Source organism: Bradyrhizobium sp. 215_C5_N1_1 (assembly GCF_052075935.1).
GTDB classification, from domain to species: domain Bacteria; phylum Pseudomonadota; class Alphaproteobacteria; order Rhizobiales; family Xanthobacteraceae; genus Bradyrhizobium; species Bradyrhizobium barranii.
Map to the genome: position 1 here is coordinate 6,048,975 of NZ_CP197228.1, position 18,136 is coordinate 6,067,110.

At 65.7% G+C, this 18,136-nt stretch carries 2 protein-coding genes; both read right to left on the bottom strand.

Annotation, left to right across the window (positions count from 1 at the left end):
* Positions 1-6: 6 nt before the first annotated feature.
* Positions 7-17,031 (bottom strand): leukotoxin LktA family filamentous adhesin, encoded by a 17,025-nt coding sequence (locus AB7G19_RS29195; protein WP_441268628.1) that lies wholly within the window; start codon positions 17,029-17,031, stop codon positions 7-9.
* A 71-nt stretch (positions 17,032-17,102) separates the two neighbouring features.
* A complete protein-coding gene (locus AB7G19_RS29200) occupies positions 17,103-17,858 on the bottom strand; it encodes a hypothetical protein (protein ID WP_071915470.1) in 756 nt (251 codons plus the stop codon).
* Positions 17,859-18,136: the final 278 nt, after the last annotated feature.

Consider the following 18,136-nt stretch of genomic DNA (forward strand, 5'->3'; position numbering starts at 1 on the left):
ATCTCGTTACCATGCCTGTGCGAGACGGCCAACGGACGGCTTCGCCGTCTCGACCGCCGCATCCTTCCAGCCCGGGCGACCCACGCGCTGCCCCTGACGGCGCAGCTTGCGCAGGTCGCTCAGTCCCTCGATGTTGACGGCGGGACCGGAGCCGATGGTCTCGACCGGACGCGGCGTCAGCAGCGCATCGAGCCGGGCCTGGCCGGAGAGACCGAGCAAATAGAACGTCCCGCCATCCTTCTTCGCGAGCCAGGTCTCGATGCTCTCCTTGCCCTCGCCGTCGACCGGGATGTTGCGCACCATGCTGGCGCCGGTGAAGTCGTAGCAGCAGGTGTGCGTCGGCCCGTAATTGGTGACGCTCGCCGAGACGTCGCCGGTGTAGAACACCACGTAGGCGTTGCTGACATTGGCGTTGCCGATCTGGCTCATCGTGAACACGCCGCCCGGCTGGTAGAGCTGGAGCGTCGGCCCGTTGGTCGGCGCCAGCGTCCGGTTGTTCAGGAACACCTGCTGGGTGGCGGTGGTGAGCATGAGCTGGCCCGGGACATAGCCGTTCAGGATCGTGACCGCATGCGCGTCGGTCCAGAAGTTCGCGTCCACCACCCTGAACTGGTTGACGATGATGCTGTCCGGGTCGATCGAGATGTTGGCGGACTTCGCGACGCCGCCGTTATAGCCGGTGATGTTCATGATCAGCGGGATCGCCGGATTCGAACGGATCTGCTCGCCCCTGACGTTGATCGTGTCTGCCGCCAGGTCGAGCTCCCGGACGACGCTGACCCAGTTGATCGTCAGGTCACCCGACGACGTCATCTTGACGATGTCGCCACTGATCCGGTCGAACGAGACCGATCCGGCCACATCGAAACGCGTCTCGCCGTTGGCGGTGATCGATCCGCCGCGGAGCGAGCCCGTGTCGGACTTGACGTAGAGGTCGCCGGCATCGCCCGGGATACCGGTCGTGGTGAGCTGGCTGAAGACGATATCGTTGACGGCATGCAGGGTCTGCGTGCCGCCGCTGATGGCGGTGCCAACGGTGATCCCTCCGGCCGTCGCGGTGACGTCGAGCGTGCCGCCCGCGCTAAGATTATCCCAACGAACGACGGTGCCGCTCAGGACCGCGTTGCCGGTCGTGGCCGTGAGGTTATGACCGGTGTTGGTCCCCGCCGCGATCAGACGCGCCGAGCCGTTGGCCGAGACCGAGCCGAGCGTCGGCACGCCGCCTGACATCACTGTCTGCGCGAGGATGAAACCGTTATCCGCGTTGACGTTGATGCTGCCGGCATCGCCGGTGATACCGGTCGCCGTCAGCGCGTTGAACGTCACGTTGTCGTGGGCGTGGATGGTCTGCGTGCCGCCGCTCTGCGCGGTCTGGAACGTGATGCTGCCCTGGCCTGAAGTCACGCCCAGCGTCGTGCCGACATCGAGGACGTTCCAGTTGACCGGACCGCTCGCGGTCAGCAGGCCCGAGCCGGTCGTGGCGGCGAGCGTGTTGCCGGTGATGGTCGTGGCGGCAAGCAGCGTCGCCGAGCCGTTGGCCGAGACCGAGCCCTGGCTCGTCACGCCGCCAGACGTCACCGTCTGCGCCAGGATGAAGCCGTTGTCGGCGGTGACGTTGATGCTGCCGGCATCGCCGGCGATGCCGGTCGTCGTCAGCGCATTGAACGTCACATTGTCATGGGCGCGGAGGGTCTGCGTGCCGCCGCTCTGCGCGGTCTTGAAGGTGATGCTGCCCTGGCTTGCCGTCGCGCCCAGCGTCGTCCCGACGTTGAGCATGTTCCAGTCGATCGGGCCGGTCGCGGTCAGCACGGCCGAGCCGGTCGTGGCGGCGAGCGTGTTGCCGGTGATGGTCGTGGCCGCCAGCAGCGTCGCCGAGCCGTGGGCCGAGACCGAGCCCAGCGTGGTCACGCCGCCCGACACCACGGTCTGCGCCAGGATGAAGCCGTTGTCGGCGGTGACGCCGATGTTGCCGGTGTCGCCGGCATTTCCGGTCGTCGTCAGCGACTTGAACGTCACGTTCTGGGTCGCGTGGACCGTCTGCGAGCCGCTGCTGTCGGCGGTGCCGATGACGATGCTGCCGTTGTTCGCGACGGCACTGAAGCTGCCGCTCGCGCCGGTCGCCGTGCCCGCCAGCACCTGGTCGAGCGTCAGCGCGCCGGTGCCGATGATGTCCACGTTGCCCTTCACCGCGGAGAGCAGGCTCGCCTCGGTGTCGGTCAGCGCCTTCAGGTAGATGCCCCCGGCGCTCGCGCTCGCCGACAATTGTACGGCGTTGAAGGCGAGCCGGCTCGTGGCACTTCCGATACCGTTCGATGCACTCAGCGACAGCTCGGCGCCCGCGCCGGATGCGACGAACCTGGTCTGGCCGTCGCCATTGTCGATGATCGCGCCCAGTGAGGCGACGCCGCCGGCGGTGACGATGATCGAGGGCGCGTTCGAGGCCGCCGCATATGACAGCGACGAGTTCAGCTGGCCGATCGTCGCATCGCCCGTGGTGGTCAGCGAGATCAATCCGGCCGCGTTGATGGCCGAATAGGCGCCCATCGTCAGCGTCGCGGCAACCAGGGTGACGCCGTCCGAGCTGCTGGTCGCAACCACCGGCGCAGCGCTGGTGCCGGCCGCGAAGGTCATGCCGCGGTTGGCGAGCAGCTGCATCAAGCCGCCGCTGGTGATGTCGGCATTGACGGTGAGCCCGCCGCGCGCAGCGTTGAGCGTCAGCGCGCCGCCGGCGGTCAGCGTCCCATAGGTGCCGCTCGTGCCGACCATGAGATCGCCGGTGACGGCGAGGATGCTGAGGTCGCCGACCGCCGAGCCGGTCACCGCGCCGGAGATATTCACCTGCAGCGGCTGGAAGGTCGAGCCGTTGAAGCCGATGTTGCCGCCAGCGCGCAGATCGAGGTCGGCGCCCAGGATGTGGATCGCCGTACGGTCGGTGAAGCCGGCCTCGGCATAGATGCTGCCGGTCGCGGCAAGCTGGATCGCATTGCCGGCGGCAATGTTGCCGAGAATGAGATCGCCGGTGGTCTGCTTCAGGTAGATGCCCTGCGCCGACGAGACCTGGTCGAGCTGATCGTTGGACGGATCCGCGAATGCGATCTGAAGCGCGTTCGTATTGTTCGCGGGGTTGCTCCCGGCGGTTCCCGAGGGGGCACCGACATTGCCGTGCTCCGCGATCAGGGTCAGGTTGCCGATATCACCTGAGATCACGGCCCCGCTTGCGTTGGCGGAGATGCTGTTCACGGCGTCGAGCTTGACGTCGCCGCGGCCGGTCACCTCGATGCCGTTGGCCTGCGCGGCCGTGATCGGGCCGTAGTTCGCGGTGACGCCGCCGAGCGCGAGGCTGTTCTTGCTGCCGAGATAGATGTTCGTCAGCGCCTTGGCCGAGATCGCGATCGGGTTGTCGACGACGACGAGGTTCTGCTGCGACAGGCTGACCGTATAGGTCGTGACATGGGTCGTCGGGTCCGTGACCGCGCCGACGGTGAGCTGGCCGGGACCGGCGGTGGCGAGCAATCCCCTCTGCTCCGGCGTCAGCGACGAGGAATCGACGCTGGTGAAGGTGAACGTCTGGGGCGCGGCCGAATTGCCGACCGAGCCGCGCGGCGCGTAGAGCATGATCTGGTTCGCGCTGACATTGGCGACGACGTTCTCGTCGATCGGCGGCGGTGCCGCGCCGACGGCCGACGACGACACCGTGTAGGCGAGCTGGCTCTGCGTCCACTGCGAGCCCGCGGTGATGATGCTGTAGACCCGCTCGGTCGATGCGAGGGTGTAGCTGTAGTTCGCATTGTAGGCGTCGAGCGCCGTTTGCAGCGCCGTGTTGCTCGGCATCCGCTGACTGGTGGTCGCCACGCCGTCGAACAGCTTGGTGAACAGGGTCGTCGAGAGCGAACTGCCGAACACCGTCCCCAGCGGATCTGAGGGGGCGCTGCCGAGCAGCGTCGTCAGCGAGGTCTTGAGCTGGTCGGTGGTGATCTTGCCGAGCAGGAACTGATCCCTCAGGAACCGAGTCGTGGCCTCGACCTTCATGTCCGTCGTCGAGACGTTGGCGGGATCGATGCCGAGCTTGGCGGCCACCTGCGCCCGCAGCACCGTCAGCCCTACCGAGGTCGGGTTGTAGGTGCTGCCGTCCTGGAACGCGATGTTCTTGAGCTGGAAGTAGTCGTTGTAGGCCGACGTCACCATCGACTGGTAGCTGTTGACCGCATTGGTGGCGGCGTTGCCGCTGAGCAGGTCGAGGCTGGTCCAGACGCTCTGGAGATGCTGGCTCTGCGCCTGGGTCAGGCCGACCGCCGCCCGGCCGTTCAGGATGCTGGCTTGGTTACCGTCGGAGCCGGCCGCTTCGAGGAAAACCGGGCCGCCGGTCGACTGGATCGTGCCGAGGCGCAGATCGCCCTTTGACTGGATGATGTAGGTGCCGGTGGCCGAGGCGCTGTCTAGGACGCCGCCATCGACGGCGCCACTGGCCTGTGTCGTCCCTGTCGCCTGGATCACCAGCGGATTGATGTTGGTCAGGGTGGACGCGCCGTTGACGACGGCGCTCGTCGCACCGATCGCACCGGAGGTGGAGTTGATCTCGATGTTCTTGCCGATCACGACGGGATTGGCGACGTTGTAGGCGGACGCCGAGTTGATGTCGCCGGTCGCCGAGAGGAAGACGCTGCCTTGCGGCGTGGCGCCTGCCGAATTCACCTTCACCTGGTTGATCGACAGCGCGCCGATCGCCGAGATCGCGATGTCGCGGTCGATCGAGCTGGCGGTCAGGCTGCCGCCATAGATCTGCACCTGGACGGGAGCCTTGTTGGTGCCGAGCGTTCCGATGCCACCGTCACCCCGAAGCGTCACGCTCGTACCCGAGATCACCGGGTTGTTGGTATTGGCGGCGACCGTGATGGACGAGTTGGCGCCGGTGGCGGCAAGCGTCGTCGTGCCCTGCTGGTTGTTGATCGACCCGTTGATGACGATGCCCGAGGTCGAATTGACCACGACGTCGCTGCTACTGCCGCCGATGAACTTGATGTTGATCGGGTTCGACGCCTTGACCGTGTTGGTCAGCGTGAGCGTCAGGTGATCATAGATCGCCTGGTACCAGTTGTACTGGGCGTCCGCGCCGCAGCACGCGTTGGAATGGGTGTTGAGTCCAACGGGGCTCCCATCCGGGTTCACGCCTCCCGCCCAGTGATAGCTGCCTGTGGCGGTGGTGACTTTTTGATAGTTGCTGCTCTGCGTGCCTGAAACCAGGTTGGTCGAGCGGGTCCAGTTCTCGCCGGTGACCTGATTGGGCGTGAAGCTCCAGCCGTAGTCGAACTGCGTGCTGGTGGGTAGACGATCCAGCGTCGCGGTGTCGACCCATTGATAGAGCATGTTCTCCTGCGTCCGGTACTGGACGCCCGCCGTACCGGTCCTGGCCGTAAGCATCGACGGGTCGATCGCGGCCGCAGTGACACTGTTGGTCTCGTACCGCGACACCTGCTGACTGCTTGCAGCCTTGGGATCGTAAACCCACCACGTCGTCTTCCCCTTGAGCTGGTCGACGATCTCGACCACGCTCTGGGCAGTGACGCTGGTATTGATGGTGTTGGTGACCAGCTGGAGCCCGCTGGTGTTGTTGACGGTGACCGTGCCGGCGCCGCCTTTGATCTCGATGTTACCCTGGGTCTGGGTGCTGTCGGTCGAGGTCGAGATGATCTTGCCGTTGAGGTAGACGTAGCCGCCGGCGCCCTGCGCCACGCCATTCAGGATGAGCTGGTCGGTGAGAGCGTTGTACCTGACCCCGATCTTGGCGTCGCCGCTGGCCGACGCCGTCACGGAGCCCGAGATGTCGTAATAGACGCCGTTCCGCGCATTGGCCTGGGCCGCGGCAAAATCCGCGCCGCCGTTGCGGTTCTTGAGGCCGTTGCTGCCGTAGATGGCATCGTACGCCGCGGCGCCGATGTCGACCGAGTAATTGCTGCTCGAGCCGGCCTGGATGGTGCCGTTGATGTTGATCACCGACGCCGAGATGATGACCGCCTGGCCGCTGATGGTCCGGGTGGCAGTCGCGGTGGCCGGCGCGTCCGCGGTCTTCGGCGTGATCGCATCCGGCTGGATGTTGATCACCTGGAAGAAGCCCGAGCTGTCGCAGGCTGACGCACAGTTGAACGGCGTCTTGTACGGACCGCTATCGGTGTAGACGTTGCGGCCGTCATAAGTCGTTTTCTTCCACTGCGCGAGCACGACATTGGACGAGTCCTGCGACTGCCCCTCGATGATCTTGAGGGTCGCGATGTCAGGCACGCTGCCGGCATCGGGAGTGCTGGTGTTCCCAGGCGTACCCCTGCCCACCGGCAGGAAGATCGATGAATAGAGCGAGGTGCCGTCGTAATACGTCATCAGCATGCGCGCGGTGAAGATCGTGCTGGCGTCGGCGTTGCCGACGGGTTGATACACGCCGTGGCTGCCGTCGGTGCAGCAGTAATAGAAATAGGGGTGATCGGTTCCCGAAGCGATATGCGGAGCGGTATAGTAGTCGCCGTAGGCGCCGAGATAGGTCGCCGCCGTCATCACCGCGGTCAGCGTGTCTTCCGGCCTGTTTTCAGTGGTGGCCCATTGCGAGGTGACCGCGCTGCCGCTGTCGTAGAAGCTCCCGATACCGCCGAGGAAGGTGAAGGTGCCTTTGGGCACCACGATCTGGACGGTCGCGGCACTGAGCGACTGCGATGCGACGACGCTGCCGAGATTGTTGATGATCTTGAGCAGGCCGTTCGCGTTGTTGACGGCGCCGTTGAAATAGATGTCGGGCGTGCGGGTCAGCACGTTGCCGCTCTGGTCGATGCCTTGACCGGAGTCAGGATCCAGGCGGTTGTAGGTGGCGGAGACGTCGATGACCGGCGTCGCGCTCGGCATCGCGGTGAAGGTCACGTTGGAGTGCGAATCCGGGTCGACATGGTCGATCTGGCGGTAGGTGATGTTGCCTCCGGTCACATCGGTGACCGTGAGGTTGGCCAAGCTCATGAAGTCGAGGCCCTTGTTCTCGATCTTGATCAAGGGCGAGCTGCGCGCGATGACCGCCGGTGCCGCGGGATTCGATCCGCTGTTGCCGGTCAGCTTCTGGGCCAGGATCGAGACGTTGCCGGCGGACACCATGATGTCGCCGAACGCGAAGGCGTTGCCGGGCGCGTCGGAGGTAAACGGCGCCTGCTTGATCAACGTGTCGATCTGGCGCTGCTTGTCGCCGGTCGGGTCGGTGCCGGACGGCGACATGCTGGCAGGCGCCGTGGGCGTCGCCGCCGCGAGCTGGGAGCGGACCTGCGCCTCGGTCAGGCCGGTCAGCGACGCCAGCTGGTTGACCACCAGCTGGTAGGGATTGAAGTTGCCGACGACGGCGTACTGGACCGTCTGGTGGTTCCAGCTCATCACCGGGCTCAAGTGATTGACGTCGGAGACGAGCTCAAGGACCGATGAAGAGCCGTTTGTCAGCAGGGAATAGGGACTGGTCGTGCTCAGCGTCGGCGCGGCCGCACCGAGCTCGATCGTGATCGTCAAATCGTTGTTGACGCCGGCCACCACCAGGCCATTGAGCGCGACATCGCCGGTTCCGCTGGTGTGGCTGTGGTTGTCGCTGTTCTTGGCGCTGAAGATGTCCAGATACGGATTGTAGTTGCTGCCGTTGCCGGCCGCCGTGACCTGCCCTTGCGTTGCGCCGAGATAGATGTCGCGCGCGCCGAGGATGCTCGACGTGGGGGCCAGCGTCAGGGTCGTGGTGTCGTCGGCATTGGCCGTGCCGCGATAAAGCGTGGAGATCGGAACGGCGGTGTTGTTGTAGACCACCGTCGTCGCCGTCGCCTGCACGCTGCTGAAAACGGTGCCGTCGCCGGCGAGGCCCGCGTAGATGGTGATGTCGCGCCAGGCCGCGATCTTCGCGTTGTCGCCGACATTGACGGACTGGTTGGCGTGGACCCAGCTGTTGGTGCTGGCGCCGACACCCGCGATCGCGCCGTAGAGGCTGGCATTGGCGTTGTTCGCCGCCGCCATCTTCGCGGCCGTGCCGATATAGATCTTGCCCACGCTGAACAGCTCGCGCGCATTGATGTTGACCGCGAGCGTGGCGTTCGCCGTCATGTTGGATTCGGCGCCGCCGCCGGCGAAGAAGCTGGCCGTGGCGAGGCTCGCCGTATCGTTGGTGTTCAGCGTGTTGTAGGCCTCGATATTGATGAACGCCGCCGACGTCCGCGGATCGCCGTTGAGGCTCAGCACCGTGCCGGCGCCGATATTTGTGTTGACGTGCTGGGTGACGGTCGAGGTGCTGAGTGCGGCTGCACCCGAGAACGAGCCGCCGGAGCCCGACCGCGCGCCGCCGCCGCCCTGGTTGACGATGTCGTTGGCGATGACGACCATGTTGCCGCCCGCCGAATTGATGATCAGGTGCGTTCCGATCTCGGCAGTGGTGGTCGAGTCGACGTCGTTCTGCGCCTTGCCGGCGGAGACACCGGCCGTCGACGCCTGATAGGCGTCGCCGCTGGCGGCATAATTCGTGGTGTGCTTGGCATTGATGCGGAGGCCGCCGAAATAGAGCGTGTCATCCGCCGTGCCGCCGTCGAACCGTGCGTTGGTCACGGCGGTCGAGCTGGTCGTCGCGACCGCCGCCGCGCCGGCATAGGTGCCACCCGCGCCGACCGTCGCGTTGGAGACGTTGGTATCCGTACCGGTGGCCGTGATCCGGAGGATGCCCGTGTAACTTCCGTGATTGAGATTATCCATGTCCGCCGGCGCACCCAAATAGGCGTAGGTGTGCGCGTTCGACGACGTCTGCGCGACGGTAGCACCGAGCGCCAGGAAGCCGCTCGAAAGGCCCGTCCCCTCGGCGTATTGGGCGCTGTCGTTCTCGGCCGCGATGGTGACGTCGGCGTTGGGAAGCCGGATCCCCGTCCCGCCATAGGCGCTCACCGTCGCGTTCTCGGACGCCACGGCAAGGCTGCCCTGTGCGCCGATCAGCGAGCCGCCGCCGCCGGCGAGCGCCTTGGCCCAGGTCGTGGTGCCGACGGTCGGAACCAGCGCCATGGCGGTTACCGCGAGCGCACCGCCCGAGAAGCTGACGTTGTCGCCGACATCGGCCGTAACCGTGGCGCCGACCGTGGACTTGGCGATGGCGACGCCGACGGCACCGCCACCGACCGAGACGCCGATTGCCTCGCTCGACAGGTTGGGCGCGATCGACGCCGACACCAGCGTGCCGACGCCGGCCGCCGACGTCGTGATCGAGGCACTGCTGCCGATCTCCGCCAACACGGACGAGTTCTCGTGAGCCTCCGCATCCGCACCGACGCCGGCGACGATGCCGCCGCCGAGGGCGGTGGACGTCGTCGTCAACGTGCCGGCGCCGCTTGCGCCAACTGCCAGAGTCGCGACGTTGACGGTGGAGCCGTTCAGAACCCGTGCTGCGACCGAACTCGTTCGGCTTGCCGTTGCGACCGACGCGCCGACAGCCACTGCACCGCCGGTGACACCGCCGGTGAAGACCACCTGGGTCGTGGAATCCTGCGCCATGACGGCGGCGCCATTGCCGGTGCCGCTCGCGCCGGTGATCTGGCCGCCGAGCATCGCCACCACGGAGTTGCTGACATTGCCGACCGCCACCGCCGCCTGCGCGCCGAAGTAAAGCGCTGCACCACCGGCGATCGCCTCGGTGTCGATGGTCTTGCCGGCATAGGGTCCGGTGGTCGCGTCCTTGACGACCGCCGCAACGGTGACGACAGGTGCCGTGACGGCCAAAGGCGTATCTGCGGCCACCAGCACGCCGGAGCCGTTGCGTCCGTAGTCACTCAGATTGGCGAGCACGGTGCTGTTGACGCTGGTGTAGCCAATGCCGGCCCCGATGCCGACATTTTTCGCAAAGCCTGCGCCGAGCAGATACATCTTGGCCGCATTGGCGCTGGTGGCAGTGACATTGACCTGCGTGCCCGTGACGTTGCCGCCAGCGATCTGCGCGACGACGGCGTCGTTGCCGCCGCTCAGCACGCTGCTGACGTCGTAGGTCGAGCTGACGTTGGCGCTGTTCGGATTGCCGGCCGTGCCGCTGGCGACCGCGTTGCTGCCTTGCGTGTGGTTGGTGCCGTTGTTCACGGACGCGATGGTGCCGTTGTTGCCCTGATTGAGCTGGCCGGTCTGCTGGCCCTGGGTATCGGCATCGGCGGTGTTGGTGCCGATGATGATGACGCCGACCGTCGCGCCGATACCGACGCTGCCGCCGATGCCCGCGGTGACCGCGTAGGACAGCACCTCCTTGGTGCTGAGCGCATTGACGTTGATCGCGCCGGCCGAGTTCAGATTGCTGTTGCGGCTTTCCGCAATGGTCTGGCTCTTGAAGCTGATGACGTTGGCGGCGGCGCCGATGCCGACCCCTGCCCCGCTGGCGCCAACCGCGAGCGCCCCCGCGATCTCCTTGATCGCCACGTCCTCGGTCGCGTTGATGGTGACCGCGCCGGCCGCACCACCCGTCACCGATTGCAATGTGGTGTCGTAGACGCCGGCGATGGTGGTGTTGTTGGCGATCTCGATGTTCGCCATGCCGGCGATCGCCGCCGTGCCGGTCGAGAGCGCACCGCCGATCGCATAGGCCTCGAAGCGGTTCTTGGTGGTGGCCTCGACGTCGAGCGCGCCGCTCAGATTGAGCGCGGTCGTGTGTGCAGCGCCATTACCCTGATAGTGGAATTCGTCGCCGACATAGGCCTCGGTCCGGTTCGAGGAGACCTGGACCAGGAACGCCGCGCCGATCGCGGCCTGGCTGCCATAGGCGCCGGAGCCGTTCGCGGAGAAGATGCCGGTGTTGTTGGTGGCGTTCACCGTCAGCGATGCGGCCGTCAGCGCGCCACCGTCGACATAGGCTTCAGTCGTCGCCTGGAAGACGTTCAACCCGACCGAGCCGGTGTTGAAGCCGATCGCGATCGAGGATGCATCCTGCTCGGCATTGGCCTTCACGGTGACGGCGCCGACCGTCGGGCTCGACGACTGCGCGCCGCCGACAGTCGAATTGGTGATGTAGGCAAACGTACCGCGCTGCATCGTGGTGCTGATGATGGTAGCGCCGCCGCCGTTGCCGGTCGGAGCCACGATGCCGGCACCGAACGCGCCGGAATAGGAGAAGCTCGACGCGGCGACCTCGATCTGCGGCGCCAGCGTCGACGAGGTCAGGCGCGTGTCGATGGAAGCGCTGTCGATATAGGCCCGGGTCTGCCCGCTCATCACATTGGTGATCGGGTTGATCATGATGGAGATGCCGCTGCTCGCGGCAACCGACGCGACGTTGGTCACGACCGCCTGGTGCGAGCTCGCGACCACGGCAAGGCCGCGCACGGTGTCCTGGTTCTCGGTGAGGTCGGGCGTGGTGTCGGTCGGGGCATGCGCGGTGCCGAGATCGAAGGCATGGACGAGCGAGCCGCTGTTGACCGACAGCGTGTCGGTGGTGCTGGTCCCGAGCGCATCGACCTTGGTGTTCGCGCCGCTGATATAGGCCGCGGTGGTTCCCGTGATCTGGTTGGTGACCAGCGAGCCGGCACCGCCGGCAGCGCCCTTGCTGATCGACACGGCACCCGCAAACACGGCCGCCTTGTCGTTGTTGCCGGCGATCACGGCGACGTTGTTGGTCGCGGTGACGTCGGCGCCGTTGATCCCGTTGGTGCCGGCGGCGGTGATGCTGGCGGTGACGTTGGTCCCCATCAGATTGGTGGCGACCGAACCGGCCAGCCCGACCTGCGAGGACATCGCGATACCGACGGCGACGGTCGAGATGCTGGCGTTCGAGTTCGCACCGACCGCGACATTGCCCGAAGCGGTCAGCTTGGACCCGGTGACGCCGGCGCTGACATTGTTGGCGATGCTGCTGTAGACGAGCGCCAAGCCCGCGGCGCTGCCTTGCGTCGAGGCGCCCGCGACGGCAGCGGTTCCGGTGATGCTGGAATTGTCGGTCGCGGAAACGGAAATGTTCTTGGCCGTGACGGACGATTGCGTCGCGCTGGACTGGCCGTTGCCGATGGCCGCCGTAACGGTATTGGAGATGCTGCTGATCGTGGTACCGCCGACGCCCGCAAACTGTCCGGTCGCCAGACCAAAGCCGATCGTGACCGCCTGGATCTTGGAGGAGTCGACCGCGCTCACACTGACATTGCCGTTGCTGCCGGCCGTCATCAGGACGTTGGCGATATAGGCCGAATGCGTCGTTGCGATCGTGTTGTAGATGATCGAGGCGCCGACATTGTTCTTGCCGGCCTGGATCAGGCCCGCAACGGAGACGATGCTGGCGCCCGGACCGTTCCCCGTGCCGTCGTTGAGCGCAGCCGCGCTGAAGTCGATGCAGTTCTGCCCGCCCGTGCCGCCGGCGACCGTGCAGGTATCCGTGGCGAGATGATTGTTGTTCGACTTCTTGACGAGGTTGCCGAGCGCCGTATCCAGCGCCGACACCGCGCCGCTGTCCGCCAGCACCGTCACGCGGCCGACATTGATGCTCACCGTCGCGCCGCTGTTGATATAGGCCGTCGTGGTCGGTGTGATCTCACTGACGACGATCGCGCCGGCAAGTCCGTTGGCGCTGGCCCCGCCCCCGCCCGAAGCCGCACCGGCCGCAATCACGCTGGCGCTGTCGGCCATCACCAGGAGGCTGTCGTAGTTCGAGATCGCCGTGCTGCGGATATGCGCGTCGGTCGCGTTTCCACCCGTGGGATCGGCGATCGACGCATAGGTCAGCCCGATGCCGACGCCGGCCTGACCACCCGTAATGTAGAGCGAGCCGCCGCCGATCGCGATGTTCGTGGTCTGGTAGGCGTCGACCTCGAGCGCGCGATTGACGCCGCTCGCCTGCCCCGTGATCGTCGAGCTCTCGATATAGGCGTTGGCGCTGTCGGTGATGATGCCGACCGAGGCCGACAGCGACGCCGAATTGGATTTCGATCCCGCCACGCCGATGGCAACGACGGTCTCCGAGCCGCCATTGAGCGCCTGCACCGTCACCGAACTCTGGTTGTTCATGGTGGTGCCGTAGATATAGGCGAGCGTCGCATTGTTCGACATCGCCGCCGCGATCGCGCCGCCGATCGCAGCCCCCGTGGCGGACCCTCCGGCCAGATTGAGCGCCGCCGAGCCCGAACCATTGTTGAGCATGGTGTCGTTCAGCGCCTGAACGATCGTGTTGGTCAGCACGGCGCCGGTCGTGGTGTACTTGTTGACCGTCGTGTTCCTGATATAGGCGCTTGTGCCGAGCGAGACGTCGCTCACCGACGAGCTGCCGGCGAGATCGAGGCTGAAGCCGCTGGTGCTCGATCCCGAGGTCGAACCGATCTTGCCCGCCGCCGTCGTCACGCCGGCTGCGCCTCCGGTCGAGGCGGCGCCGGCAGCGCCTGCCTTGTCGGAGAAGCTGGACGATGCCGGATCGGAGACGGCTGCTGCGACGGCGGCCGCGGTGATGCGTCCCGAAGTGGTCGCGCTGAGTGTCAGATTGTCGACATTGACCGCCCCGCTTCCGCCGCTGGTGCCGGCGAACGGATCGTTGGCGCTGAACACGCCGGGCCGGATGTCGGAATGGTTGTCGCCGATATAGGCGGAGGTGTCGGTATTTGCGCCGAGATAGGCGACCGACAAGCCGACCGCCGAACCGCCGCTCCCGTTATAGCTCATCGCGCCGGACAGCGTCACGACCGACAGATCCTGCTGCGCCAGGATGCCGACGGTCGGGGCATAGACGGTGGCCTGGCTCGAGATCGACGCGTGCGTCGTGTTGTTCAGGAAACCGAGCGAAGTGATGCCGTTCAGCGCCAGCGTGCCGGCAGCCTTGCCGGACGACGGTGCGACAGCGACGAACCGGTCGGAAGTGATCGCGTTGACGGCGATGTCGTCCGCCGCACGCAGCGTCGCACGGTCCGAAACGCCGGCGATGGTATTGGTGTTGAACTGGACGAGATTGAGCGCGCCGCCGACGGAGGAGCCGCCCGAGGTGTTGCCGAACAGGAAGCCGAGCGTGCCGACGTTGCCGGCGGCATCGATCGACGCCGTGGTCGTGGTCGCCGCGATCTGAATGCTGGCGTTGTAGGTGTGGACGTCGCCATTGTCCATGCCGGCCGACCAGCTGCTGCCGCAGGTCGCGGTCGTGCAGGTCGCAGTCAGGCTGGCGGAACCGGCCACCCACGCCGTCGTGTTGTTGTTCACCACGAAATGGTTCAGCGAACCTGCGATGCCGATCGTGTCTCCCGCATCAGCCGTGGCGTTGGCGTAGCTGGTCAGGATGTTGCCGCCGACGCCGAGATTGCCGTTGAGATGGCTCAGGACCGCACCCAGCCCGTCCCACTTCAGCCAGGTGTTGGTAATCGGCAATTCGGTGGTGGCATCGACGGCGATATTGGCCGCGTTGATCAGGGTCCCGTTGCCGACGTAGGCGTTCGAATTGTGGGTGAAATTGCCCCAGGCAACGGCTGCACTGATCGCCGTCCCCTCGCCTGTCGACACGTCCTTCGTGATCGCGCTGGACGTCGCATTGCTGCGAACGCCGCGATCGATGACGTTGCTGGCGACAGCGACGTTGCCGCTCGCATAGATGCTCGGCGCGCCGCCGCTCGGATTCTGCGCGATCGCAGCGGTCGCGCTCTGCGTGCTGTTGGCCAGCGAGAGCGCGCCTGCGACCTTGAAATCGAAGCTCAGCGGCACCAGCGAGGTCATGTGGTCCATGACGAAGTGCGTCGGCGAAGCGACGTTCGAGACCGCGAATTCCTGGATCGCCGCGACCAGCGCCGGCAGGCCGGCGATGGCCGAGGCCATCGTGGAATTGCTCGTGGTGTCGGACGTCGCCTCGACCAGAACGGAACCGTTCATCCGGTCGCCGGCACTGGTTCCGAGCGATGCGCCGAGCGTCGCGGTCGCAGACGTCGTGACGTCGCTGATGGCGACCGCGGCGCCGACAGCGCCGCTCGCATTCGGCCCGCTCGCCGCAACCGACGTTGCGCTGGTCGAGAACGAATTATTGTTGATCGCGCGGACCTTCAGGGTGCTGCCGCTCGTGTTCACCGTGCCCGCGGCAATATGCGCACCGGTCGCGACATTGGCGGTCGTCGTCACCGATCCCGTGGAATAGGCCACCGTCGGGACGATCTGCGCGCTAGTCGACGCTGCGACGGCGGAGACGGCGATGGTCGCATCATTGAGCGCCTTGATCTCGAGGTTGCCACCGGCGTTGACCGTCGCACCCGAGGCCACGTTGGTCGTGGCAGTGCCGTCGATCTTGCCGACGACCACGCCGGCCGCGACAGGCGTGAGGCTGCCGAGCAAGGTGGTGGCGACCGCCGGATCCGACACAGTCTCCGTTGCGTGTGCGGAAATTGTGACATCGCCGCGCCCGTTGATGTCGGCATGGCTGTTGATGTTGATGGTCGCCGTGGCGCTTGCGGCGAGATAGCCGCCATTGAGCCCGAGCAGCGAGGCGGCAAGCGTCGAGCCGACGAGCGCAAAATCACCGGCCACAGAACCGTTCAGGAAGCTCGACACGGCCGTCGAGGTTGCGGTGATCGAGACGATGCCGCCGGTAATCTTGCCGTCGACCGTGATCGCCGTCGCGGCGGTGGCCTGGCCGGACAGCTTGATGTCGCTCGCCGTTGCCCTCAGCGTCACGTTGCCGTCGGCGTAGGTGGTCCCGCCGAAGTTGACCGACTGGGCCAGGATCTGCGCGCCATTCATGATCTCGATGTTCGGCGCGTCGATGATGACGTTGTTGGCGTTGCCGGTCGAATGGCCGGAGCCATCGAGACGGCGGGCATCGATCATCGCATGCGCGGCGAGCGTGATGGAATGATCGGCCTGGATGAGGTAGTCGGCACCGGCGCTGAGCCCGGCGAGCGCATTCACGATGGAGCTGTTCGACAGCGTCACGCCGGTGTCGCCCTGAGCGGCATCACCCACGACCACGTCGGTCGGGTCGATCAGCAGCGTGCCGGCCTTGCCGTTGTCCGCACTGAGATCGACCTTGATGCCTTTCCCAATGTCGATGATCCCGTTCGCGCTGAAGTCGACGAGACCGGCATTGCCCGTCTTCGCACTGGCATCGAACCTGGCGCCGCCCGCGACGGTCAGGTTCTGCGCCGCCTTCAGGCGGATCTCTCCGGCATTGCCGTTTGCGCTTGCGATGTTGAGATTGGCCTTCTTGCCGACATCGATGTTGTTGCCGGCCTGAACCGTGATGTTGCTCGGCGTCGCGCTCTTGCTCTGCGCAGTGAGGCGTCCGTTGATCCTGGCGTTGTTGACGGCGCCGATATGGATCGAGCCGTTGCTCACGGTGATCGCGCTGGCGCTGCGCAGGCCCTTGGAGTTGACGGAGGCTGCGAACTTCGCGGCGTGGTCGAGATTGGCGATGTCGCGCTGGCTGGCGCCGCCGACAAAGACGTTCTGCCCGGTCAGGCGCACACCGTCGATCGCGTTGATGCGGCCATAGATACGGATGTTGCCGTCGGGCGAGACAGGGAACGAGCCCGCCATCAGATTGCCGACCGCCGACTGGTTGATCTGCCCGCCTGCGCCGATCAGGCTGTCGGTGAACTCGCGTGTCGGCGTCGAGACGTTGAGGCTGCCGACATTCACCGTGCCGCTGCGGCCGACCACGAACCCCTTGGGGTCGGCGAAATAGACGTTACCGCCGATCGCGCCGTTCATGTAGGAGTTCAGCGTGCCGTTGACGTAGACCGGGGCGTCGCGAACGATGTTGACGAGGTTCTGCGTGCCGGTCGGCAGCTGCAGATTGACGGTGTTGCCCTGCCCGACGCTGAACTGCGAGAACGAGTTGAAGGCGTTGTTGCCCGAAATCGTCGACGTCGTGACGTTGGTCACGCTGCCTGATGTCTGAAGGCTCGTCCCGGTGCGGCCGTCCGGGGTGATCACGTTCGCCGTCTGCGCCTGCAGGCGGACGCTGAACACCGGCAGGAAGACCATCTGCATCGCGCAGAGCAGCGACATCGAGCGGAAGCGTGCCAGCCTCCGCAGCGTCGTCAGCTCGTCATTGTGTCGCGTCGCAGATGGTCCGCGCATTTCATATCCTCTTCATCGGCATTCGCGCCGATCCACAACCGGGTGGGAGAATGTCGTGAGGTCGTCCGGCATCAGAACTGGCCGGGCGGCAGCTTGAAGATGTCGGGGCTCTTGGCGTCGGCCACGTAGAACAGCAGCAGGCTGGTCGGGGTCAGCACACGCTGGTTGTTCTCCTTGTTCTCGAACGTGCCCTGCAGAAGCAGGATCACCGAGCGATCCTTGGCGTCGCTGCCACGGAACATCACGATGCCGCCGGCGACGGGCATGTTCATCGCGATCGAATCGGGCTTGAAGCCTTCGCCCATGAAATGGGCGCGCAGGATGTTGGCGTTGGAGAACAGCTTCTCCGGCGTCATCGCCGTGTCGGTCCCCTTCGACCAGACCGCGCCGATCTGGATCAGCGACTTGGACTTGTAGCCGAACACATAAGAGAGCTCGGCAGTCCCGCCGTTCGGCAGCAGCTCGGGAACGGAGAGCAGCAGACTGTGCGTCAGCTCGGACGCGTTGTCCTGCGCCCTGATCGCGTCGGGCTTGGCGCTGAAGTCCTTGGTCATCGCCGCGCGCACGTCGGATTCGTTCATGCCGAATTTGGCGGAGCGGAAGCCGTCGATCGCCTTGGCCGTCTTGTCGTCCGCACCGGCGGTCGGCGTCTCGGTCGCAGCAGCGACCGGCGCACCGGCGGCGGCAGCCGGCGCCGCACCGGCAGCGGCGGCTCTGGGTGCCGGCGCAGCCTTCTGCTTCGGCACTACTCCCTGAGCCGCGAGCGGCCCAGCTGCAACTGAGGTCAGCAGGCCCACGAGGGCCGGAAGAAGATAGATTTTGCGCATCGACAACCTTCGAAACAAACCTGAAACAACGCTTCAAAAAATCAGCCGCTCAGAAATCGACTTCTCCGAACCGTCGTCTCAACGGGACGGAAAATGTTGCAACGCCACAATGCGTTGCGGATCGTCACGGAGCAGACAAAGCTCGAAACAGCGACTCTTTGGCGGGGTAGGAATACGGTATCGGACTGCCGAATGCTGCGAATGAACATTCATAAGCGCATTTTTTCATCAATTGTGGACACCGCCCTTTCGCGTTAAGCATCCGGCTGGGACAGACC

Coding starts and splice junctions, on each gene's coding strand:
- AB7G19_RS29195 (WP_441268628.1), bottom strand. CDS start 17,031: ATGCGCGGACCATCTGCGACGCGACACAATGACGAGCTGACGACGCTG.
- AB7G19_RS29200 (WP_071915470.1), bottom strand. CDS start 17,858: ATGCGCAAAATCTATCTTCTTCCGGCCCTCGTGGGCCTGCTGACCTCA.